This is a genomic window from Antarctobacter aquimaris (assembly GCF_900184945.1).
In the GTDB taxonomy this organism is placed as follows: domain Bacteria; phylum Pseudomonadota; class Alphaproteobacteria; order Rhodobacterales; family Rhodobacteraceae; genus Maliponia; species Maliponia aquimaris.
Genome location: NZ_FXYF01000002.1, coordinates 473,983 through 495,783, shown reverse-complemented (window position 1 = coordinate 495,783; position 21,801 = coordinate 473,983). Strand labels below are relative to the sequence as shown.

The 21,801-nt window shown below is 69.2% G+C and carries 20 protein-coding genes; 12 read left to right on the top strand and 8 right to left on the bottom strand.

Translation table 11 applies throughout. From position 1 onward, the window contains the following. Positions 1 to 6: 6 nt before the first annotated feature. On the bottom strand, positions 7 to 978 hold the full coding sequence (locus MAA8898_RS05155; RefSeq protein WP_176445069.1) for a helix-turn-helix transcriptional regulator: 972 nt from the start codon (positions 976 to 978) through the stop codon (positions 7 to 9). Between the two features lie 188 nt (positions 979 to 1,166). Here MAA8898_RS05155 and MAA8898_RS05150 point away from each other — a divergent pair, with 188 nt between their 5' ends. Together MAA8898_RS05150 and MAA8898_RS05145 are read left to right on the top strand one after the other, a co-directional pair. After that, positions 1,167 to 1,589, top strand: coding sequence for a cupin domain-containing protein (locus MAA8898_RS05150; protein ID WP_094019898.1), 423 nt, complete (start codon positions 1,167 to 1,169; stop codon positions 1,587 to 1,589). A gap of 240 nt (positions 1,590 to 1,829) precedes the next feature. Continuing rightward, a complete protein-coding gene (locus MAA8898_RS05145) occupies positions 1,830 to 2,246 on the top strand; it encodes a hypothetical protein (RefSeq protein WP_094019897.1) in 417 nt (138 codons plus the stop codon). 81 nt (positions 2,247 to 2,327) lie between these two features. Here MAA8898_RS05145 and MAA8898_RS05140 read toward each other — a convergent pair whose 3' ends face one another. Then, positions 2,328 to 2,750 carry a hypothetical protein gene (locus MAA8898_RS05140; protein ID WP_094019896.1) on the bottom strand — a complete coding sequence of 141 codons (423 nt, stop codon included), beginning with the start codon at positions 2,748 to 2,750 and terminating at the stop codon, positions 2,328 to 2,330. A gap of 210 nt (positions 2,751 to 2,960) precedes the next feature. On the opposite strand from MAA8898_RS05140, the gene MAA8898_RS05135 reads away from it, so the two are divergent. The 3 genes from MAA8898_RS05135 to rarD all read left to right on the top strand — a co-directional run bounded on the left by MAA8898_RS05135 (position 2,961) and on the right by rarD (position 5,819). Next, positions 2,961 to 3,560: a superoxide dismutase gene (locus MAA8898_RS05135; RefSeq protein ID WP_094019895.1), complete on the top strand. Its 600-nt coding sequence runs from the start codon at positions 2,961 to 2,963 to the stop codon at positions 3,558 to 3,560. 227 nt (positions 3,561 to 3,787) lie between these two features. Continuing rightward, positions 3,788 to 4,816: a fatty acid desaturase gene (locus MAA8898_RS05130; RefSeq protein ID WP_094019894.1), complete on the top strand. Its 1,029-nt coding sequence runs from the start codon at positions 3,788 to 3,790 to the stop codon at positions 4,814 to 4,816. A gap of 88 nt (positions 4,817 to 4,904) precedes the next feature. Then, positions 4,905 to 5,819, top strand: a complete 915-nt coding sequence (rarD, locus tag MAA8898_RS05125) for an EamA family transporter RarD (RefSeq protein WP_094019893.1) — start codon at positions 4,905 to 4,907, stop codon at positions 5,817 to 5,819. Here the strand turns inward: rarD and MAA8898_RS25710 are convergent. Then, positions 5,788 to 5,973 (bottom strand): hypothetical protein, encoded by a 186-nt coding sequence (locus tag MAA8898_RS25710; RefSeq protein WP_141194793.1) that lies wholly within the window; start codon positions 5,971 to 5,973, stop codon positions 5,788 to 5,790. The two genes, rarD and MAA8898_RS25710, sit on opposite strands and share 32 nt — an antisense overlap. A 167-nt stretch (positions 5,974 to 6,140) precedes the next feature. Here MAA8898_RS25710 and MAA8898_RS26670 point away from each other — a divergent pair, with 167 nt between their 5' ends. Continuing rightward, a complete protein-coding gene (locus tag MAA8898_RS26670; RefSeq protein WP_245853241.1) occupies positions 6,141 to 8,378 on the top strand; it encodes a LysM peptidoglycan-binding domain-containing protein in 2,238 nt (745 codons plus the stop codon). Positions 8,379 to 8,471: 93 nt separating this feature from the next. Next, positions 8,472 to 10,292, top strand: a complete 1,821-nt coding sequence (locus MAA8898_RS05110) for an ABCB family ABC transporter ATP-binding protein/permease (RefSeq protein ID WP_094019891.1) — start codon at positions 8,472 to 8,474, stop codon at positions 10,290 to 10,292. Positions 10,293 to 10,424: 132 nt separating this feature from the next. Here MAA8898_RS05110 and MAA8898_RS05105 read toward each other — a convergent pair whose 3' ends face one another. Next, entirely contained in the window at positions 10,425 to 11,054 is a 630-nt protein-coding gene (locus MAA8898_RS05105) for a CatA-like O-acetyltransferase (protein ID WP_094019890.1), read from the bottom strand. A gap of 125 nt (positions 11,055 to 11,179) precedes the next feature. Between MAA8898_RS05105 and MAA8898_RS05100 the strand changes: the two genes are divergently transcribed. Continuing rightward, a complete protein-coding gene (locus MAA8898_RS05100) occupies positions 11,180 to 13,327 on the top strand; it encodes a malate synthase G (protein WP_094019889.1) in 2,148 nt (715 codons plus the stop codon). Between the two features lie 312 nt (positions 13,328 to 13,639). After that, a complete protein-coding gene (locus MAA8898_RS05095; protein ID WP_094019888.1) occupies positions 13,640 to 14,419 on the top strand; it encodes a gamma-glutamyl-gamma-aminobutyrate hydrolase family protein in 780 nt (259 codons plus the stop codon). A 12-nt stretch (positions 14,420 to 14,431) separates the two neighbouring features. Here the strand turns inward: MAA8898_RS05095 and MAA8898_RS05090 are convergent, their stop codons facing one another. The 3 genes from MAA8898_RS05090 to MAA8898_RS05080 form a co-directional block, all read right to left on the bottom strand. Continuing rightward, positions 14,432 to 14,767, bottom strand: coding sequence for a cupin domain-containing protein (locus MAA8898_RS05090; RefSeq protein WP_094019887.1), 336 nt, complete (start codon positions 14,765 to 14,767; stop codon positions 14,432 to 14,434). Between the two features lie 303 nt (positions 14,768 to 15,070). Beyond that, positions 15,071 to 17,308: a xanthine dehydrogenase family protein molybdopterin-binding subunit gene (locus MAA8898_RS05085; protein ID WP_094019886.1), complete on the bottom strand. Its 2,238-nt coding sequence runs from the start codon at positions 17,306 to 17,308 to the stop codon at positions 15,071 to 15,073. 3 nt (positions 17,309 to 17,311) lie between these two features. Beyond that, positions 17,312 to 17,767 (bottom strand): (2Fe-2S)-binding protein, encoded by a 456-nt coding sequence (locus tag MAA8898_RS05080; RefSeq protein WP_094019885.1) that lies wholly within the window; start codon positions 17,765 to 17,767, stop codon positions 17,312 to 17,314. A gap of 229 nt (positions 17,768 to 17,996) precedes the next feature. Here MAA8898_RS05080 and prfA point away from each other — a divergent pair, with 229 nt between their 5' ends. The 3 genes from prfA (at position 17,997) to MAA8898_RS05065 (ending at position 20,901) form a co-directional block, all read left to right on the top strand. After that, entirely contained in the window at positions 17,997 to 19,046 is a 1,050-nt protein-coding gene (prfA, locus tag MAA8898_RS05075; protein ID WP_094019884.1) for a peptide chain release factor 1, read from the top strand. Continuing rightward, positions 19,043 to 19,918 carry a peptide chain release factor N(5)-glutamine methyltransferase gene (prmC, locus tag MAA8898_RS05070; RefSeq protein WP_094019883.1) on the top strand — a complete coding sequence of 292 codons (876 nt, stop codon included), beginning with the start codon at positions 19,043 to 19,045 and terminating at the stop codon, positions 19,916 to 19,918. Before prfA ends, prmC begins: the two co-directional genes overlap by 4 nt. Before the next feature lie 188 nt (positions 19,919 to 20,106). Further along, complete coding sequence (locus tag MAA8898_RS05065; protein ID WP_094019882.1) at positions 20,107 to 20,901, top strand: DUF4167 domain-containing protein; 795 nt, start codon at positions 20,107 to 20,109, stop codon at positions 20,899 to 20,901. A gap of 9 nt (positions 20,902 to 20,910) precedes the next feature. Here the strand turns inward: MAA8898_RS05065 and rsmA are convergent, their stop codons facing one another. After that, positions 20,911 to 21,759: a 16S rRNA (adenine(1518)-N(6)/adenine(1519)-N(6))-dimethyltransferase RsmA gene (gene rsmA / locus MAA8898_RS05060; protein WP_094019881.1), complete on the bottom strand. Its 849-nt coding sequence runs from the start codon at positions 21,757 to 21,759 to the stop codon at positions 20,911 to 20,913. Positions 21,760 to 21,801 lie beyond the last annotated feature (42 nt).

Sequence of the window (21,801 nt, the reverse complement as noted above, 5' to 3'; positions counted from 1 at the left end):
GCGCGCTCAGCCGTCGCGCGCGGCAGCCGACCGGGCGCGATGGTCCGACGGCGTCATGCCGTAGTGGCGACGAAAGCAGCGGTTGAAATGGGACAGGTCGCCGAACCCGGCCTCGAACGCAATGCTGGTCAGCGTCCACGCCCGGTAGCGCGGACTTGCCAGCATGGCGTGCGCCGCCGCCAGCCGCAGGTCACGCACGAAGGCTGAAAAGCTGGTGCCCTCGTCCTCGAACAGCAACTGGACGTAGCGCGGCGTGATGCGGTGACGCCGGGCAAGCTCGTCGAGCCGCAGATCGGCGTTCCGCGCCAGGTCGCGCTTGACCGCATCCAGCCGCGCCGCCCTGAGGCCGCCGCGCCCTGCGGTCTGCGCGGCCTCCTCGGTCGCGCCCAACGCCAGCGCGATCAGGTCGTAGACATGCGCCGCCGCCAGCCGCGACATCTGCGGCGCCTCGAAGCGGGCGGGCAGGGTGGGCAGGTAGCCCCGCAGCAGGCGCAGCGCCTCGTTGCTGCCGGGAATGCGCCGGGCGGTGGCCAGTTCCACGTCCGTCGCCAGCGGTTGCAGCGCCGCGAAGGGCACGCGCACGGCGACATAGGTCAGGTCCGAGAACCTCAGGTCCGCCGGTTCGCGGTACATCAGCAGCAGCGCGTCGCCGTCGGCGGCCTCGGCCTCGACCCCGCGCTGCGACAGCGCAAGCTTGCCGCCGGTCTTCATGATGAGGCAGAGCGAGTCCTCGCCATCGGCCAGCATGTGCGCGGGCCGGGCAATGCGGGCGGTGAGCGGCGAGACGATGCGCGTCCGGCGCAAGCCCGGCGTGATGTCCACGGCCAGTTCCGCCTCGACCGGCTGGTCCTGCGTCGCCTCGAAGTCGAGGCGGATCATCTCGCCGAAAATCTCGCGCAGCGCGGCCAGTCGCTTGCCGGGCGCGACGCCCTGCGTCGAAAAGCGGAAGCTCCCGCTGTCGGTATCAACCAGCCGCATCACCCGTTTCCCGGCCCCGACTGCCATGGTCGCAGGATACGCGCTTTGCCTGGTCTTTGCACCGTGTTTCGCGGCACGGACCGGGGCGCCAGTTCGCCCCAGTCCGTGCCGCTGTTCGTCCTTGTCCAAGACACGCGCCCACGATTGACCGAACATCGCCAAATCGTTGTCACGAAAGGAGACTCCAGATGATTTCGATCAGACCGGGTGTTTGCGCCCTTGCCCTTGCCTTCGTTCTTGGGCTTGCGCCCGCAGGGGACGTGCTTGCCCAGCAGACGACCGCCGCGCCGGCGGAGACCATCAAGCGCACGCCGTTGCAGAAATTCGCGGTGCCGGACTCGAACTACGGCACGGTGATCGGTCTGGCCGAGATCGTGCCCGACGTCCTGATCGGCCGGCACAGCCATCCTGGCCCGGAATCCGGCTACGTGATCGAAGGCAGCTTTACGCTGCTGATCGACGGCGAGGCGCCGCGCGATCTGGTCGCCGGGGACTCCTACCTCGTCCCCGCCGGCGTGATCCACGACGCAAGGAGCGGGGCGCAGGGGGCAAAGGTGATCGCGACCTACGTGATCGAGAACGGCCAGCCGCTGGCCACGCCTGCCAACTGAGCGCGGACCGGCCGACGGGACGTGATACGCGGCGCTGCCCGGCGGGCGGCGCCGCAGGTGATTTGCGCGGCGGGGGGCGCCGGAGACCGGTCCGGCGGCACCGGGAGTGCGCCCTGCCGAAGATCACGGCGCGCTTCGGGGCTCGGGTTGGCTATTACGCGCCATGGTCCGCACGCCCGGTTGCCAAGCGTGACGGCGGTGCCGATAGTGGCGGGGTTGCCCGCGACGATCGGACCCGCCATGCGCACCGTGCTTCTGACCCTGCTGCTCTGGGCCGCCCTTGGCGGTGCGGCGGAGGCGCAAAAGACCGGGTTCAAGTGCACCTTCGAAGGCGCGAAGGACCGCGACTGGATCCAGCCGCTGATCTTCTTCGGGCTGGACCGGGCGATTGACCGCGTGGTGGTTTCGGACCCGGCGATCCTGGGCCTGAACGGCGGCGTGCCCTTGGAGGGGCGGCTGGTGCAGGACAACGCCGCGCGTGTGACATTTGCCTGGTCGCTGGAGACGCGGTCGGCTAGCAACCAGCGCGTGCGGATGGACTACCGCGCCACCTACCTCAAGGCGAGCGGCAAGGTGAACGTCACCGCGCGCCCGCTGGGGCTGGAGGGGGTGTACAACCGGGCGGGCACCTGCATCGTGCAGGACCTGTCGCCGTGAGACGACGCCGACCGCGCCACGCCGGGACAGGTGGCGCGGCACGGCCCCTGTCCGATCCGGGCGATACGACCTGACAGGGGATCAGCGCGCGGTGCCCGTGCCATAGCGAAACTCTTTCTCGCTGATGGCGGCCAGCCTGGAGCGGCAATCGATTCCGCGCGAGGTGCCGACCAGGGCGTTGCCTTCGCGGGTGTACTGCCACCCGTAGACGGTGCTGTCGCGGGGATCGAAAATCAGCACCGTATCGGTGGAAAAGACATCGACCTGCGCGGTGCCCCTGGACGACCCGAAAAAGTAGTAGTCGGATTCGGCGCTGCGCCCGTCAGAGCGGATATGGTGAAAGATGGCCCAGGCCCGACCGTCGCTGCAGATGACATGGCCGCCCCAGTGGCCAGACAGCCAGTCCCCGCCCTGTCTTTCGACCGGCTGGCCGCCGTTGGTCTGGGCATTCACCGTGCTTGCGGCGAAAATCAGCGTCAGGATCAGGGTCAGTGCTTTGGTCATGGGCGCCTCGGTTGCTGGATTCCGGCAGGCTAGCAGCATTTTCCCGGCTGCAATACCTGTGCTGCCGTCCATCATCTGGGGGTCTGCGGCGCGTGGACCAGGGAAGTTTCGAGGTGAAAGGAACTTTCCCGGTCTCGTCAGGGTTGACCTTGGGGCGCAGGGGCGACACCTATTGCGGCAGAGAACGGCAACACCACGGAGGGGTGACACATGGCTTTCGAACTTCCCGATCTTCCCTATGCACACGATGCGCTGGCCAGCCAGGGCATGAGCCAGGAGACCCTGGAGTACCACCACGACATCCACCACAAGGCCTACGTCGACAACGGCAACAAGCTGGTCGCCGGGACCGAGTGGGAGGGCAAGACGCTCGAAGAGATCGTCAAGGGCACCTACCAGGCCGGCGCCGTGGCGCAGAGCGGCATCTTCAACAACGCCTCGCAGCACTGGAATCACAAGCAGTTCTGGGAGATGATGGGCCCCGGCGCCAAGGCGATGCCCTCCGAACTGGAGAACGCGATCAAGGACAGCTTTGGCACCGTCGACGAGTTCAAGTCGCAGTTCTCGGCCGCGGGTGCGGGGCAGTTCGGCTCGGGCTGGTGCTGGCTGGTCAAGGACAAGGATGGCGGCCTGAAGGTCACCAAGACCGAGAACGGCGTGAACCCGCTGTGCTTTGGCCAGACCGCGCTGCTGGGCTGCGACGTGTGGGAACATTCCTACTACATCGACTTCCGCAACAAGCGCCCGGCCTACCTGTCGAACTTCCTCGAGAACCTGGTGAACTGGGAAAACGTCGCCTCGCGGCTGTAATCGCGCCAGGGACGACACGAAGGGGGAGCGGCACAAGGCCGCTCCCCTTTGCGTTTCCGGGGCAATTCGTGGCGGAAAGGATGTCTGCGCGCCTCGGCGGCGGGTCGTTTCCCAGGGCGGCCAGGCGGTGACGCGGCGGGGGGCGGCACGGCCGGCCCGCGCGCCGCGCGGGTTGCGCTGTTTCTTCGGCCGTTGACAAAGCCGGCCCCAGACATGACAAGCCGACGATGGTCGATAAATCCGAAGTTGTCAGTCAGCTGAGCGAAGCCCGTCCCGCAAGGGAATGGGTCAGGCTCCTCGCCGAGTACCGCGAATCCGATCCGGTCCGCAGTTCGTTCGAACTTGCGGTCACCCTGGGTCCGTTCCTGGTCTTGTGGGTTCTTGCATGGTGGTCCATGTCGGTCAGCTACTGGCTGACCTTCGCGCTCTCGCTGTTCAACGCCGCCTTTCTGTTGCGCCTGTTCGCCATCCAGCACGATTGCGGCCACGGGGCGTTCTTTCAGAGCCGGACATTGAGCGACTGGCTGGGGCGGGCGATCGGGGTGCTGACCCTGACACCCTACGACGTCTGGCGGCGCTCCCACTCCATTCACCACAGCTCGGCCGGCAATCTCGGACGCCGGGGCATGGGGGACATCCAGACCTACACGGTCCAGGAGTACCGTGCGCTGACCCCGTTCAACAGGTTGATCTACCGGCTGTATCGCAATCCCGTGGTCCTGTTCGGGCTGGGACCGGGTTACCTGTTCCTGTTCCAGAACAGGCTGCCGCTGGGGTTGATGGGCAGTGTCACCTTCTGGGTCAGCGCGCTGTGCACCAATGCCGCGCTGCTCGTGTGGATGGGACTCGTGCTGTACTTTGGCGGTCTCGCGCCCATCCTGTTGATTTTCCTGCCCTCGACGCTGCTGGCGGCCACGGCGGGGGTCTGGCTGTTCTACGTGCAGCACCAGTTCGAAACCACGCACTGGGATTCCGAGCAGGACTGGCAGCTGCACGATTCCGCGCTGAAGGGCAGCTCGTACTATGTGCTGCCTCCGGTGCTGCAATGGCTGAGCGCCAACATCGGCGTCCACCACGTCCACCACCTCTACAGCCGAATCCCGTTCTATCGCTTGCCCGAGGTGCTGCGGGATCACGCGGAACTGGCACAGAGCAACCGGATGACGATCCGGCAGAGCCTGCAAAGCGTCCGGGTGCACCTGTGGGACGAGGAGTCCCGGCGCCTGGTGTCCTTTGCCCAGGCGCGGGCGCTGTGACACCAGCCTGTCGGACTTCGGGGCCGGGGCGGGGGGATGCGGCAGAGCGCCGCGCCCCCGGATCGGCCCGGCCGGCATAGGGGCCGCCATGAGCACGCACACCCGGGGCATCCTGCTGATGATCGGCGCCTGCACGATCTGGGGGCTGTCGGCGATCTATTACAAGCTGCTGGTCCATGTGCCGCCGCTGGAGTTGCTGGCGCATCGCACCTTCTGGTCGCTGGTGGTCTTTGCCGGGCTGCTGGCCTTCCAGGGACGGCTGGCGCGTCTGCGCGACGCGCTGGGAAGCCCGAAGAAGGTGGCGATCACCGGGTTTTCGGCGCTGATGATCACCGCCAACTGGTTCCTGTTCATCTTCTCGGTGCAGATCGGCCAGCTGCGGGAAACCTCGCTGGGCTACTACATCTTTCCGCTGCTGGCGGTGCTGCTGGGCGTCGTCGTCCTGCGCGAGCGGCTGGGGGTGGCGCAATGGGTGGCCGTGGGGCTGGCAACGTTGGCGGTGGTGCAGCTGACCTGGGGGCTGGGCACCGCGCCCTGGATCGCGCTGATCCTGGCCAGCACCTTTGCCGCCTACGGCATCGTCAAGAAACGGCTGGCGGTGGGGCCGGTGGTGTCCGTCACCGCCGAAGTGCTGCTGCTGGCGCCGATCAGCCTGACCTGGCTGGTGACGCTGGCGATGCAGGACAAGGGCGTGTTCGGCGGCGACCTCTACACTTCGGTCCTGCTAGTGTTTTCCGGGTTCCTGACGGCGCTGCCGCTGATCATGTTCTCGGCCGCGGCACAACGGGTGAACATGACCACGCTGGGCCTGTTGCAGTACATCAACCCGACGCTGCAGTTCTTTTGCGCGGTCGTGCTGTTCGGAGAGCCGCTGACCATCTGGTACATCGTCGCCTTCGGGTTGATCTGGGTCGCGCTGGCGATCTACTCGGTCGCCAGCCTGGCTCAGGAAAGGGCGCGGCGCAGGCGGGTCATGACCTCGCCCGCCGACGCGCCGCTCTGAACGACGTCGAGGAGCGAGCGGTCGGCACAGCTGCCCGCGCCATGCAGCCGATCAGACCCACGTCGCCCGCGCCCCGGACCAGCCGCCAGCCCTCGGCCGCCATGGTCTGGCCCGGCGCCTCGGCCTGGGTGGTGACGTCGCGATTGTCTCCCATGCGCGCCCCGCAGGGGACGCAGGTGGACCGCGTGTGCAGTCCGGGCTCCAAGACCAGATGAAAAAACGACTTTTGACCCTTGATGGCCTGTGAGATACTAGAGTTCGACCGTCCTGTGGTCCCGTCGGGGGGCAGCGACCGCAGGAACTGCACAACGGAAGACTGCCATGAGCAAGACAGCTTTGTATCTGGTCCTCGCGGGCGCGGGCGTCGCGGGCGTGATCGCCGTGACGATGAACCGCGCGCCGGACGCACCCGACGCCCCGGCGCCGCAGCCCGCGCCGCTGGCCGTGGCGCCGCAGGCCCCGGCCACGCCGACCGCGACCGGACCGGACAAGCCGCTCGTGGCGGCGGACCCGGCCACGACGGCGGTCGCCGCCGATCCCGGAGTCCAGCCGACCCCGACGACCGTCGCGCCCGCACCGGGCGCCGCCCCGCTGGTGTCCTCCGACGCGCCGCAGCCGGGTGTGACGCCGGTGGTGCCCGCGCCCGCCGCCGCGCCGCTGGACGCGGCCGAGGCGCCGCTGCCCGGTGCCGCCCCGTCGGAACAGGCCACGGCCCCCAGACCCGCCGTCGCCGCCCCCGGCGACACCGCTTTGGCCCCCAGTCCGGGTGACACGCCGATCCCGGGCGTCGCGGGGGAGACGCCGGTCGAGACGGCCAGCGCACCGCGTCCCGGTGTCGCCCCGCCGGACCCCGGCACCGCGCCGAAACCCGCGCCTTCGGCCCCGGCGGAAACGGCCACCGCGCCGGCCCCGGACGAGGGCGCGCCGGCCGGCACCCTTGCGCGGACCGCTCCGGCCGAGTCCGCTCCGGCCGAAACCGTGGCCGCCGCCGCGCCGCCCGAGCCGGGTGCCGAGCCGGGACTGGCGGACATGGCGCTGCTGCCGCTGTTCGAGCCGGGGCAGGGCGCGGTTGTGCCCGAACTGCTGTTCGACGGCGATGCGACGCTGATCCGGCCCCGCTTTGACGTGGTGCGCGCCGAAACCGACGGTTTCTCGCTGGTGGCGGGCGGCGGCGAGCCGGGCGCGCTGCTCGAGATCCTGGTCAACGGCGACCTGGCCGAGACGGTCACCATCGGCGGCGACGGCAAGTTCTCGGTCTTTCTCGAACTGTCGGCGGCGGAGGCGTCGGTCATCAGCCTGCGCATGACCAAGGATGACACCGTGGTCGTGTCGGACGACGAGATCATCGTCGCCCCGGCGCAGGTCGCCGCGGCCGAGATCAGACCCGCGCCGCGCCCCGGCGGCACCGGCCCCGCGACGCCGCTGCTGGAGACCCAGGCCGGCGCCGAACCCGCCCCCGCGCCCGGCGCGGCGACGGGCGGTGAGGGCGCCCCTGCGTCCGGTACATTGACGGCGGGCGAAGGCGCGCCGGGGTCGTCGGTGGACGTGGCTGCCGCGCCGGGGCTGATCCCCGCGCCGCGTGCGCCGGATGTCTCGCCCGCACGGCCTGCCGCCACGGTCGATGGTCCCAACGTCACCTCGGGCAGCCCTGACCCGTCTGCTGCGCCTGTGCCGGATGGCGTGGCGCGCGCCGTGCCGCTGCCGCAGACCGGCGACGCCCCCGGTCCGCTGGCCGCCCCCGGCGCCACCGGCGATCCCGACGGCGCCGCCGTGCCGGCGCTGCCGGACAACGGCGGGGCGCCGGTCGTCACCGCCGCGCCTGCCACCGTCACCGGATCGGTGCCGGCGGGAGACGCACCCGCCTCCGTAACCAACCCGGAGGTCCCGCTGGTCACGGCGCGCGCCCCCGGCGCCCCCGCCCAGCCCGAGTCCGCCCTGGCCACCGACGCGCGGACCCCGGCGGGCGACCCGGTGATCACCGCCCGGGCCGAGCCCCTGGCCGGCGCCGTCCCGGCAGAGCCGCGCGCGCCGGCGGTGCTGCTGTCCACCCCGCGCGGGGTGGAGGCGCTGTCGACCGACCCGATCGCGCCCGGGGACGTGGCGCTGGACGCGATCAGCTACAACGACGCGGGCGACGTGCTGCTGTCCGGCCGGGGCGACACCTCGGCCTTTGTCCGCATCTACCTGGACAATGCGCCGATCACGACCTCGCGCATCCGCGAGGACGGCCGCTGGCGCGTGGACCTGCCGGAGGTGGACACCGGCACCTATACCCTGCGGATCGACCAGATCGACGCGCGCGGGCAGGTGCTGGCCCGGGTCGAAAGCCCCTTTCTGCGCGAAAGCGCGGCGGTGCTGGAACGCGCCGTGACCCAGGGCGGGGGGATCGCGACCGTGACGATCCAGCCGGGCAACACGCTGTGGGGCATCTCGCGGCAGCGCTATGGCGACGGGATGCAGTTCGTCCGCATCTTCGAGGCCAACCGCGAGCGGATCCGCGACCCTGACCTGATCTATCCCGGCCAGATCTTCGACCTGCCCTCGGGGCCGACGGACTGAGCCTCTCGGTCCTGACACCTGCACGGCGACCGACGGCTCTGGAAACTCCGCCGGTCGCCCGCTAGGTGGTATGCGACAGCAGAAGGCCACGCCATGCCCCCCGACCTGACCACCGACCGGCAGACCGCCGCCGAGGAACGCCGCTCGGGCTGGCGCACGATCCGCCGGGTCGGGCCTTATCTCTGGCCCGAGGGCCAGACCTGGGTCAAGCAGCGGGTGGTGGTCGCGCTAGGGTTCCTGCTGCTGTCCAAGCTGGTCGCCGTGGGCACGCCGCTGATCTACAAGGCGGCGGTTGACACGCTGTCGGGCGACGTGTCGGACCTGATGCTGGGCGCGGTGGGGCTGACCGTGGCCTACGGCATGGCGCGGCTGATGAGCGTCGGTTTCCAGCAATTGCGCGACGCGGTCTTTGCCCGGGTCGGCCAACGCGCGTTGCGGCGGCTGGCGCTGGAAACCTTTACCCATATCCACCGCCTGTCGATGCGCTACCACATCACGCGCAAGACCGGCGGGCTGTCGCGGATCATCGAACGCGGCGTGAAGGGGGTGGAGTTCCTGCTGCGCTTCCTGCTGTTCTCCATCGGCCCCTTGCTGCTGGAACTGCTTATGATCGCGGCGGTGCTCTTTTTCCTGTTCGACGTCTGGTACCTGATCGTGGTGGCGGGGGTGATCGCGCTCTACGTCGTGTTCACCTTCAAGGTCACCGAGTGGCGGGTGAAGCTGCGGCGCGAGATGAACAGGCAGGACACCGACGCAAATCAGAAGGCCATCGACAGCCTGCTGAACTTCGAGACGGTCAAGTATTTCGGCGCCGAGGGGCGCGAGGCGGCGCGCTACGACGTGGCGATGGAGCGCTACGAGGATGCGGCGATCCGCACCGCCACCTCGCTGGCGATGCTGAACGCCGGGCAGTCGCTGATCATCACATCGGGGCTGGTCGCGGTCATGGTCATGGCGGCGCTGGGGGTGCAGAACGGCACGCTGACGGTGGGCGATTTCGTCATGGTCAACGCCTACATGATCCAGATCACCATGCCGCTGAACTTTCTCGGCACGGTCTACCGCGAGATCCGCCAGGCGCTGGTCGACATGGGCGAGATGTTCGACCTGCTGGAGCAGCCGCGCGAGGTGTCGGACAAGCCCGGCGCGCCGGATCTGAAGGTGACCGGCGGGGTGGTGGCCTTCGAGGGGGTGAAGTTCGGCTATGACGCGTCGCGGCCGATCCTGCGCGGCATCGACGTGCGGGTGGACGCGGGGCAGAACGTGGCGCTGGTGGGGCCGTCCGGGTCGGGCAAGTCGACCATCGGGCGGCTCTTGTTCCGGTTCTACGACGTGGACGGCGGGCGGGTGACGATCGACGGGCAGGACATCCGCGACGTGACGCAGGACAGCCTGCACGCGGCGATCGGCGTGGTGCCGCAGGACACGGTGCTGTTCAACGACACCATCCGCTACAACATCGCCTATGGCCGCGACGGCGCGACCGAGGCGGAGATCCACGCCGCCGCGCGGGATGCGCAGATCCACGACTTCATCGCCAGTCTGCCCGAGGGCTATGACACCCAGGTGGGCGAGCGCGGGCTGAAGCTTTCGGGCGGGGAAAAGCAGCGCGTCGGCATCGCCCGGACGCTGCTGAAGGACCCGCCGATCCTGCTCTTGGACGAGGCGACCAGCGCGCTGGACACCGAGACCGAGGCGAGCATCCAGGAGGCGCTGCGCCGCGCCGGCGAGGGGCGCACGGTGATCACCATCGCGCACCGGCTGTCGACGATCGCGGACGCGGACCGCATCGTGGTGTTGCAGGACGGCGAGGTGGTCGAGCAGGGCACGCACGAGGGCCTTCTGGCCCGTGGCGGGCGCTACGCGGCGCTTTGGGCGCGGCAACAGGCGGGCGAGGACGAGGCGGCGGCCTGAGGCGCGGGGAAGGCGCTTCGAAGCGCCTTTGCAACGGCGTTCGAACGCCGTTGGCATGCGGCTGGGACACCGCTTTTCAAGCGATTTCGAAATCGCTTGGAACGCCTTTCGAAAGGCGTTTCCGCGCCCGGATCAGACCGTGTCCAGTGCGTCCTGCACGGCGGCAAAGAACGCGCCCAGGTGTTCGCCATCGACCAGCGCGTGGTGCACCTGGATCGCCATGGACATGCGCCATGCGTCGCCTTCGGGCACGATCCGGCCCCAGGACACACGCGGGATACAGTCCTGCGCATCGGGCAGGGCGTTGTCCAGCGCGGTGAAATCCAGCCAGGGCAGGCAGGACAGGTAGGCCACCGCATCCTGCGATCCGTCATTGGCGCCCAGCCCGTCGCGGGTGCGCGCCGCCACGATGCGCGCCGAGGCCTTTGCCTCGAACCGGGCATAGTCGGGATCGAAGGGCAGGTCGGCGTAGTTGAACCCGCCGTCCACCCTGGGCACCGTCACCGACAGCGCCACCCGGTCATGCCGCACCACCCGGTCGCCGCGAAAGCGCGTGCACAGCGCCGGCACCGCGTGCAGCCCGCTGCCGATGGCGTGTAGGCAGGCGCGATAAGGCGACACCCCGGAGGGTTTGCGCTGCGCCATCAGCCGCGTCATGGTCAGCCGCGTGGTCACGGCGTAATGCGGCCGCTCGTAGCGCCGGAACCAGTGGAACCGGTCGGCCTGCGGCCACGTGGCAAGGTCGATGAGATGTTCGGCCAAGGCCTGTCCTCCTGTCCGTGTCATGCGCAACTTTCGCCGCGAAGGCACAGTATTGCGGCTGTCGAATGTTGCCTATCGGAAACGAAATGCTAGGGTCCGCGCCACATCATCCGAAGAGGTATACCATGGTCGACCGAACAGAGCGCGCGGGGTTGCAGGTGGACACACGCCTTGCGTCATTCATCGAGGCCCATGCCCTGCCGGGCACCGGTGTCAAGGCGGGGGAATTCTGGACCGCGCTTTCGGCGCTGGCGCATGACTTCGGCCCGCGCAACACGGCGCTGCTGGACAAGCGCGAGAGCCTGCAGAAGCAGATCGACGACTGGCACAAGGCGCGCGCCAACCAGCCGCACGACCACGAGGCCTACAAGGCCTTCCTGAGCGAGATCGGCTACCTGCTGCCCGAGGGTGGCGACTTCGAGATCGAGACCGCCAACACCGACCCCGAGATCGCCCGCGTGCCCGGCCCGCAGCTGGTGGTGCCGATCACCAACGCGCGCTACGCGCTGAACGCGGCCAACGCGCGCTGGGGCAGCCTCTATGACGGGCTCTACGGCACCGACGCCATGGGCTCGGCCCCGCCCAAGGGCGGCTATGACAAGGGACGCGGTGCGCGCGTGGTGGCGCGGGCGCGGGTGTTCCTGGACGAGGCCTTTCCGGTCGAGGGCGTCAGCCACGCCGACGCGCGGCGCTACCACGTGCAGGGTGGCGCGCTGCTGGTCGACGACCAGCCGCTGATCCAGCCGGACAAGTTCCGCGGCTATCGCGGCCACCCCAAGGCGCCCGAGGCGGTGCTGCTTTGCAACAACGGGTTGCATGTCGAGCTGGTGTTCGACCGCACGCACATGATCGGCGCGCGCGACCAGGCGGGGCTGGCCGACGTGCGGCTGGAGGCGGCGGTCTCGGCCATCATGGACTGCGAGGATTCGGTCGCCTGCGTCGACGGCGAGGACAAGGCGCTGGCCTATGCCAACTGGCTGGGCCTGATGAAGGGTGACCTGACCGACCGTTTCGTCAAGAACGGGCAGGAGATGACCCGTGCGCTGAACCCGGACCTGGAATTCGTCGGTCCGGACGGCACGCCCTTTGCCATCAAGGGCCGCGCGCTGATGCTGGTGCGCAACGTCGGCCACCTGATGACCAACCCGGCGATCCTGCTGCGCGACGGCTCGGAAATCTACGAGGGGCTGATGGACGCCATGGTGACCGCACTGATCGCCATGCACGACCTGTCCAAGCCCGGAGGGCTGCGCAACAGCCACACCGGGTCCGTCTACGTGGTGAAACCCAAGATGCACGGACCCGAGGAAGTGGGTTTTGCCGACGAGGTGTTCACCTTTGTCGAGGCGGCCCTGGGCCTGCCGCAATACACCGTCAAGCTGGGCATCATGGACGAGGAACGCCGCACCAGCGTCAACCTCAAGGAATGCATCCGCGCGGCCAGGCATCGCGTTGCCTTCATCAACACCGGCTTTCTCGACCGCACCGGCGACGAGATCCACACCTCGATGGAGGCGGGGCCGTTCAGCCGCAAGGATTTCATCAAGCGCAAGGGCTGGATCGGCGCCTACGAGGCGCGCAACGTCGATATCGGGCTGGAGTGCGGGCTGTCCGGCAAGGCGCAGATCGGCAAGGGCATGTGGGCCATGCCGGACCAGATGGCGGCGATGCTGGAGGCCAAGATCGAGCATCCCAAGGCGGGCGCCAACTGCGCCTGGGTGCCGTCGCCCACCGCCGCCACGCTGCACGCACTGCATTACCACCGGGTCGATGTCTTTGCCGTGCAGGCCAAGCTGCGCAAGGGCGGGCGGCGCGCGCACGTGGACGCGGTGCTGGAGATCCCGCTGGCGGCCTTTCGCAAGTGGCGCCCCGAGCAGGTGCGTCGCGAGGTCGAGAACAACGCGCAGGGCATCCTGGGCTACGTGGTGCGGTGGATCGACCAGGGGGTGGGCTGTTCCAAGGTGCCGGACATCAACGACGTGGGCCTGATGGAGGACCGCGCGACCTGCCGGATATCTTCCCAGCACATCGCCAATTGGCTGCACCACGGCATCGTGTCCAGGGACGAGGTCATGGACATCATGAAGCGCATGGCCGAGGTGGTGGACCGCCAGAACGCCGGCGATGCGGCCTACCGGCCGATGGCGCCCGGCTTTGACGGGATCGCCTTTCAGGCGGCCTGCGAGCTGGTGTTCGAGGGGCGGGTGCAGCCTTCGGGCTATACCGAGCCGGTGCTGCATCGCCGGCGGCTGGAGCTGAAGGCGGCCGGCTAAGCGCTTTCGGGACGGGAAAGAAGGAGGGGGCGCTGCCCCCTCGGCCTTCGGCCTCACCCCCGAGGTATTTCGGAAACCAAAGAAGCCCGGGCCCGGCGCCTACTTCTTCTTTGGTTTGAAAAATACCTCGGGGGAGACGCCGCTTGCGGCGGCGGGGGCAGCGCCCCCAAAATGCCCGGTCGCGGGTTTGACCTGCCCGCCGAGGCGGCAATCCGCTGCCCTGTGTGCGACCGCAGGGCGCGATGTGCGGGCGGACACTTTTCGTCAAGGCCCCCGTGGTTTAATAAGGCCCTGACCACAGGAGTCCGGGGCATGCAGCGACCCATCGTCGGAATCATCGGCAATTCCTACCTGATCAACGATCAGTATCCGACCCATGCGGGCGGCCAGATGAATTCGGAGGCGGTGGCGCAGGTTTCGGGCTGCCTGCCGCTGGTGATCCCCGCCGACCCGCGCTTTGTCAACGTGGAAGAGCTTCTGGAGTGCTGCGACGGGTTCGTGCTGACCGGCGGGCGGCCCAACGTCCACCCCGAGGAATACGGCGAGGACTGGACCGAGGCGCATGGCGCGCATGACCGGGCGCGCGACGCGATCACGCTGCCGCTGGTGCGGGCCTGCGTGGCGCGCGGCCAGCCCTTTCTGGGCATCTGCCGCGGCTTCCAGGAGGTCAACGTGGCCATGGGCGGCTCGCTCTACCCGGAAATCCGCGACCTGCCGGGCCGCTTGAACCACCGGATGCCGCCTGACGGCACGCTGGAGGAAAAGTTCGAACTGCGCCACAAGGTGACGCTGACCGAGGGCGGCGTGTTCCACCGGCTGTTCGGCGCGACCGAGGTGATGACCAACACGCTGCACGGGCAGGGGATCAAGACCCCCGGCCGCCGCATCGTGATCGAGGGCCACGCCCCCGACGGCACGCCGGAGGCGATCCATGTGCGCGATGCGCCCGGCTTTACCCTGGCGGTGCAGTGGCACCCGGAATGGAACGCCGCGAACGACCCGGTCTCGCGCCCGCTGTTCGAGGCTTTCGGCAAGGCGGTGCGCGGCTGGGCGCGTGACCGCGGCGCGCAGGGGCTGCGTGCGGCGGGCTGACGGGCGGCGCGCTCAGCCCTTCAGCGGGTAGCGGTCCGGTTCCTCGAACACATCCATCAGCAGGCTGCCGGCCTCGATTCGCGCGGAATGCGGCACGCCCGCGGGGATGTTCCAGCTGTCGCCGGGTCGGCACTCGCGGGTCTTGCCGCCGATCGTCAGGGACATCCGGCCGTGGAACATGTGGCCCCATTGCGCGCCGTGGCTGTGCTCGGGCAGTTCCACCGGCTGATGCACGGCGAAATAGACCACCAGCGCCTGGTCCGAGCGGACCGCGCGGGCGCTGACCACGTCTTCGGGAAAGGGGATGTCGAGGGCGGGAAGCGCCTGCATGAAGGGGGGATAATCCATCGGGGTCTCCTGGGGGCCGGTCTGCGTGCCACAGCCTAGCCCGGAATGCCGGCCTCGCGGAACCCTGTCCCGCCCGGCGCCGGAGCGCGGGGGCAGGCAGAAAAACGGCCCCTGCGGGTCGGCAGGGGCCGGGGTACTGGTTAACGTACCCGCGGCGGGATCCCGCGGGATCGCGCCGGTCATGCGGTTATGCCCCCGCATTGCGCAAGAAATGGGGCGGCACGGTGGCGCGCGTCGGCCATTGAAGCGGATTTTCCGAAACCCGGCCTTTCACGGGAAAAGGCCGGGCCGAAGTCAGAAGGATCAGATGTAGAAATCGAACGCCTTGCGCAGCGGCAGTTCGCGCACCCGCTTGCCGGTCAGGTCGAACAGCGCGTTGGCCAGCGCCGGGGCGGCGGGCGGGGTGCCGACCTCGCCGATGCCGTTCAGCCGCTCCTGGTGTTCCAGGATGCTGACCTCGACGGCGGGCATCTGCGACATGCGCAAGGGTTCGTAGTCGGGGAAGTTCTTCTGGTCGACGACCCCGCCGGCAAAGGTGATATCTTCGCCGATGGCGGCGGAGAGGCCGTAGGCGAGGCCCCCGGTCAGCTGCGCCTCGATGATCGAGGGGTCCAGCGCGACGCCGGGGTCGGCGGCCATCCAGGCGTTGGTCAGGCGAATCCCGCCTTCGGTCTGCATGACCTCGATCACCACGGCGCAGGGGGTGCCGAAGCTGTAGACCATGGCGACGCCGCGGCCGGTGCCTTCGGGCGTGGTGCCGGTCCAGCCGCACATGTCGCGCACCGCCTCCAGCACGTAGAAACCGGGCAGCCATTCGTCGCGCATCTGCTTCAGCCGGAAGTCGAGCGGGTCCGCGTCGGCGGCATGGGCCAGTTCGTCCATGAAGCTTTCATGGAAGAAGCCATTGAAGCTGGACCCGACTGAGCGCCAGAAGCCCAGCGGCGGTGCGATGTCGGCCCGGTATCCCGCGACGCGGTAGTTGGGGATGCGATAGGGCTGGTTGTAGATGCCGTCGACGATGCCCTTGTCCGGGCCGCCCGGCGAAAAGCCGACCCAGCGTTTCAGCGCCTGCGCGGCGATCGAGGGCGAGGCGACCCGCGCGTCGAAGGTGACGGGCGCGCCGTCGGCCACGGCACCCGTGATCCGCGCGATGGCGGCGGGGCGGTAGAAATCGTGGGTCATGTCCTCTTCGCGCGACCAGGTGACGTTGACCGGGGTGCCGGGCATCGCCTTGGCCACGCGGGTGGCGATCACCGCGTAGTCGAATTCGCCGCGGCGGCCAAAGCCGCCGCCCATCAGGGTGACGTTGACCTCGACCTCTTCGGGGGCGATTCCCGCCTCGGCGGCACAGGCATCGCGCAGGAAGGTCGGGCCCTGGTTGCCGCACCACAGTCGCAGGTTGGTGCCGTCGAACCAGGCGGTGGCGTTCATCGGCTCCATGGTGGCATGGGCGAGGAAGGGCACGCGGTACTCGGCTTCGATCCGCGTCGCGCCCTGGGGCAGGCGGTCGGCGTTGCCGTCGTCGCGCAGGACCGAATCCGGCTCGGTGTCAAAGGCCGCCTCGATGGCGCTGAACATGGCCTCGGTGGACTCGGGGTAGGCGGAGGGGGTCCATTCGACCCCGATGGTGTCCAGCGCCTGCTGCGCCAGCCAGGTGTTGGTGGCGATCACGGCGAGGCCATCGCCCAGGTCGACGACCTTTTCCACGCCGGGCATGCGGTTGGCCTCGAAGGCGTCGTAGGATTTCATGCCGCCGCGGGTGGGCGCCATGCGGACGGCGGCATAGCGCATCCCCGGCAGGCGGGTGTCGATGCTGAACTGCGCGGTGCCGGTGGATTTGGCGGGGATGTCGAGCCGGGGCAGGGAATTGCCCAGCAGGGTCCATTGCTCCTGGCGGCGCAGCTCGATGCGCGGCGGTTCCACCTGAGCGGCCTCGGCAGCGAGGTCGGGATAGGGGATCGCGGTGCCGTCGGGGGCGATGACCGCGCCCTTTTCGGTGCGCAGGTCGGCGATGGAGACGCCCAGCCGCGCGGCGGCGGCGGTCTTGAGCATCTCGCGCGCGGCGGCACCCGTGACGCGCATCCGCTCGTACCCGTCCTTCATGGCGGTCGAGCCGCCGGTGACCTGCATGGAAAAGACCTTGCCCAGGTGGCCCATCATCTCGCCCAGCGAATGCTGGAAGGCGGAGGCGTCATAGCCCTTGTGGGTCAAACCCTCGCCCATCAGAGCGCTGTTGAAATAGGCCTGCGCGGGCGGGCCGTGGATCACCCGGACCTGCGCCCAGTCGAGATCCATCTCCTCGGCGATGAGGGCGGCCCAGGTGGTCATGGTGCCCTGTCCCATCTCGGCGCGGGGCGCGATCAGGGTGACGCCGGTGCCGTCGATCAGGACAAAGGCGTTCAGCGCCGATTCGCCGTCGCCGGGTTTCAGCGGGTTCGGCGCGGGGCGGGTGACGTACCAGGCGCCGAAGGCGGCGCCGCCGGCGATGGCGGCCGCCCCGATCAGGAACGTGCGGCGGGCGATCTTGCCGATGCTGGCCATGGCTCAGGCCTCCCCTGCGGCGGATTTGATGGCGGCGCGGATGCGCGGGTAGGTGCCGCAGCGGCACAGGTTGCCGGACATGGCGGCGTCGATCTGGTCATCGGTGGGATTGGGCGTGGCGGCCAGCAGGGCGGCGGCCTGCATGATCTGGCCGGACTGGCAGTAGCCGCACTGCGCGACCTGGTGGTCGATCCAGGCCTGTTGCAGCCGGTGCAGCGCGTCGGGCGTGCCCAGCCCTTCGATCGTGGTGATATCGCCCCAGACCTCGCCGATGGGGACCTGGCAGGCGAACACCGCCTCGCCGTCGATGTGCACGGTGCAGGCGCCGCAGGCCGCGACACCGCAGCCGAATTTCGTTCCGGTCAGGTTCAGCGCGTCGCGCAAGGCCCAGAGCAGGGGCACCTCCGGGGGCAGGTCCACCTCTTGCGCGGTGCCGTTGACGTTCAGGGTGACGGCCATTTCATCCTCCAAGCGGGTTCTGGGCAATCCTGTCATGCGCCCGGCGCTGTGTGCCCGGCCCGGCGCGGTCTTGCCACGACTCTTGGGATGACAGATGCACCCCGGGGCCGGAGCGTCAAGCCACAGAGCGCCGCATCGCGGCGAACCGACAGGCTTTTGCCGATGCCGCGTCGGTCCCGACCCGCGCCGCGACGCTTGACGCTCACGGCGCAATCGGCAATGCAACCGCATGATCCCGACAGACCGCATGCAGCAGATCAAGGAACGACTCGAATACGTCGAGGCGCGCATGTCCACGGGGCAGGGCGACATTGCCGCGTTGGGCCGCGAATACGCCGAACTCAAGCCGGTGGTCGCCCAGATCGCCGAATGGGAGCGGTTGCGCGACGAGATCGCCGGCGCCGAAGCGCTGCTGAAGGACCCCGAGATGCGCGCGCTCGCCGAAGAGGAACTGCCGGAGTTGCGCGCCCGTCTGCCCGAGGCCGAACACGCCGTGCAACTGGCGCTGTTGCCGCGCGATGCCGCCGATGCCCGCCCCGCCATGCTGGAGATCCGTCCCGGAACGGGGGGCGACGAGGCGGCGCTGTTCGCCGCCGACCTCGCGCGCATGTACCAGCGCTATTCCGAGGCGAAAGGCTGGCGCTGGGAGGTGGTCGAGGAACAGCTGTCCGAACTGGGTGGCGTGCGCGAACTGGTGGTGCGGATCGTCGGCGACAACGTCTTTGCCCGGCTCAAGTTCGAAAGCGGCGTACACCGGGTGCAGCGCGTCCCCGAGACCGAGAGCGGCGGGCGCATCCACACCTCAGCCGCGACGGTGGCGGTGCTGCCCGAGGCCGAGGAGGTCGACATCCGCATCGACCCCAACGACATCCGCATCGACACCATGCGGTCCTCGGGGGCAGGGGGCCAGCACGTCAACACCACGGATTCGGCGGTGCGGATCACCCACATCCCGTCGGGCATCGTGGTGACGAGTTCCGAGAAATCGCAGCACCGCAACCGCGAGATCGCCATGCAGGTGCTGCGCGCGCGGCTGTTCGACCTGGAACGCTCGCGCGCCGATGCGGAACGGGCGGGGGCGCGCAAGGCGCAGGTCGGCAGCGGCGACCGCTCCGAGCGCATCCGCACCTATAATTTCCCGCAAGGGCGGATGACCGATCACCGCATCGGCCTGACGCTGTACCGGCTGGAGCAGATCCTGGCCGGCGATCTCGACGAGATCATCGACGCGCTGACCGCCGAACACCAGGCGGCGCTGCTGTCCGAGATGCAGGGATGACGCGCGGCGCGGACCTGTTGTCGCGCGCCACCGCGCGGCTGGTCGAGGCGGGGGTGCCCGACCCGGGCCGCGATGCGCGCCGCCTGCTGAGCCATGTGCTCAAGGTGCCCGCCGGGCGGCTGACCCTGTTCCTGCCCGAGCCGGTCGAGCCGGACCTGGAGGTGGTCTATCTGACGTTGGTCGAACGGCGGGCCGAGCGGATGCCGGTCAGCCACCTGACCGGGCGGCGGATGTTCTACGGCCGCGATTTCCTGGTCACGCCCGAGGTGCTGGACCCGCGCCCCGAGACCGAGACGCTGATCGAGGTGGCGCTGACGGAACCCTTTGCCACGGTGCTGGACCTGGGCACCGGGTCGGGCTGCATCCTGCTGACCCTGCTGGCGGAACGGCAGGCCGCGGTGGGCATCGGCACCGACATCAGCGAGGCGGCGCTGAACGTGGCCTACTGGAACCGCAACACGCTAAGGCTGGAGGACCGCGCCGAACTGCGGCAGGGCAGCTGGTACGCGCCGCTGGGGCCGGAGGATGCGGGCTTTGACCTGATCGTGTCGAACCCGCCCTACATCGCCGTGTCCGAGATGCCGTTCCTCGCGCCCGAAGTGCGCGAGCATGAACCGCGGCTGGCGCTGACCGACGAGGCCGACGGGCTGACCGCCTACCGCGCCATCCTGGACGGCGCGGCGCTGCGGCTGGCGCCGGGCGGGCGGCTGGTGGTCGAGATCGGCGCGAGCCAGGGCATGGCGGTCAGCCGGCTGTTCCAGGTCTCGGGGCTGCACGGTGTGCGGGTCATTCCGGACCTCGCCGGGCGCGATCGTGTGGTCGTTGCCACGCTGCCGGGCGGTTTTCAGCATTTTTCGGCCCGAAAAAGGTGAACGCCGGGCGTTTCCCCTTGTCTCTGCGCAGTCCATGTGCATATTCAGACCAAGTTGCGCAGTCGAACGGCTTGCGGGCCGGTCCGGTGCAACATCAAGCCAACATCAGGGTGACACCGACCAGTTTGGCGCATGACGCGCTGCATTCCGTCACCAAGCCGTCGCAATAAGGCTGGAAATAAAAACATATGCGTTCTTCCAAATCCCGCTCGCGGAACAAGAATAACCGCAACCGCAATCCTGTCGGCAATGTTGTGAACCGCGTGTTCGACAGCAGCGGCCCGGAGGGCAAGGTGCGCGGCACGCCGCAGCAGATCATTGAGAAATACAACCAGCTGGCGCGCGACGCCGCACTGTCGAATGACCGTGTGGCGGCCGAGAACTTCCAGCAGCACGCGGAGCATTACCTGCGCATGCTGGGCGAGGCCCAGCGCGAGCAGGACCAGCGGCGCGAGCAGCAGGAACGCGAGAACCGCGACCGCCAGGCGCAGCAGGACCGCCAGGCTCAGCAGGAGCGCGAGAGCCGCGAGAATCGCGACCGTCAGCCCCAGCGCGACCGTGACCGTCCGCAGCGCGACGGGAGCGAGCCGGAGAGCCGTCCCGAGCGTCAGCCGCGGCCGCAGCAGGGTGGGCCGTCTTCGGAAGAGCGTGGCGCCCCGGTGCTGCCCGACGTGCTGGACCTGACCGGCGAGGATGACGGCCCCGGACTGGTGGACACGCCCGAAAGCCGGGCCGAGCGCCAGCCCAAGTCCGATCCCAAGCCCGAACCCAAGCCGGAGCCGCGCCAGCGCGCACCCAAGCCGAGGCCGGCCGACCCGGCGCCCGAGCAGCAGCCCGACGCCGAGGCGTCCGCACCGGAGGCCGCGGCCGAGGACAAGCCCAAGAAGCCACGCGCCCCGCGCAAGCCGCGCAAGAAGCCCGAGGCCGACGCGCCCGAATCCCAGGCTCCCGGCGACGTGCCCCCGCCTGACGCTGCGGAATGATCCTTTGAGTTACGGGTTCGCGGCCGCGAGGCTGCGCGCCAGGGCGCAGAAGCCCTCCAGCGGCACGCGCTCGGCGCGTTCGGTGGGGGCGATGCCGACTGCGTTCAGATGCGCCTCGATGTCGGGCGACAGCCCCTTGAGCGCCGCGCGCAGCATCTTGCGCCGCTGATTGAAGGCCGCCGCCACCACCCGTTCCAGCACCTTCTGGTCCGCGGCGAAACGCGGTACGGGCAGGGCGGTCAGGTGCACCACGGCCGAGCTGACCTTGGGCGGCGGCGTAAAGGCGCTTGGCGGCAGGGTCAGCGCGATGCGCGCGTCGCAGCGCCACTGGGCCAGCAGCGCGAGGCGTCCGTAGGCCTTGGATCCCGGCTCGGCCACGATCCGCTCGGCCACTTCCTTCTGGAACATCAGCGTGAGTGAGCGCCAGGCCGGCGGCCAATCTGGTGGCGTCAGCCAGCGCACCAGCAGTTCGGTGCCGACATTGTAGGGCAGGTTGGCGCAGATCGCGTAGGGTTGTGTCAGGTGGGCCGAGACGTCGACATCCAGCGCATCGCCCTCGATCACCTCCAGCCGGCCGGGATAGGCGGCGGCGATCTCGGCCAGCGCGGGCAGGCAGCGGCGGTCCTTTTCCACGGCCAGCACCTTGCGCGCGCCCTCGGCCAGAAGGCCGCGGGTCAGCCCGCCAGGACCGGGGCCGACCTCCAGCACGTCGGTCTGCGTCAGGTCGCCGGCGATACGGGCGATGCGCGAGGTCAGGTTGAGGTCCAGAAGAAAGTTCTGGCCCAGCGACTTGCGCGCGCTGAGCTCATGCGTGGCGATGACCTCGCGCAGCGGGGGCAGGGAATCGATCTGGCTCATGTGCCTCGGCGGGGTCTGGCGCAAATTCCGCGGACGGAATTT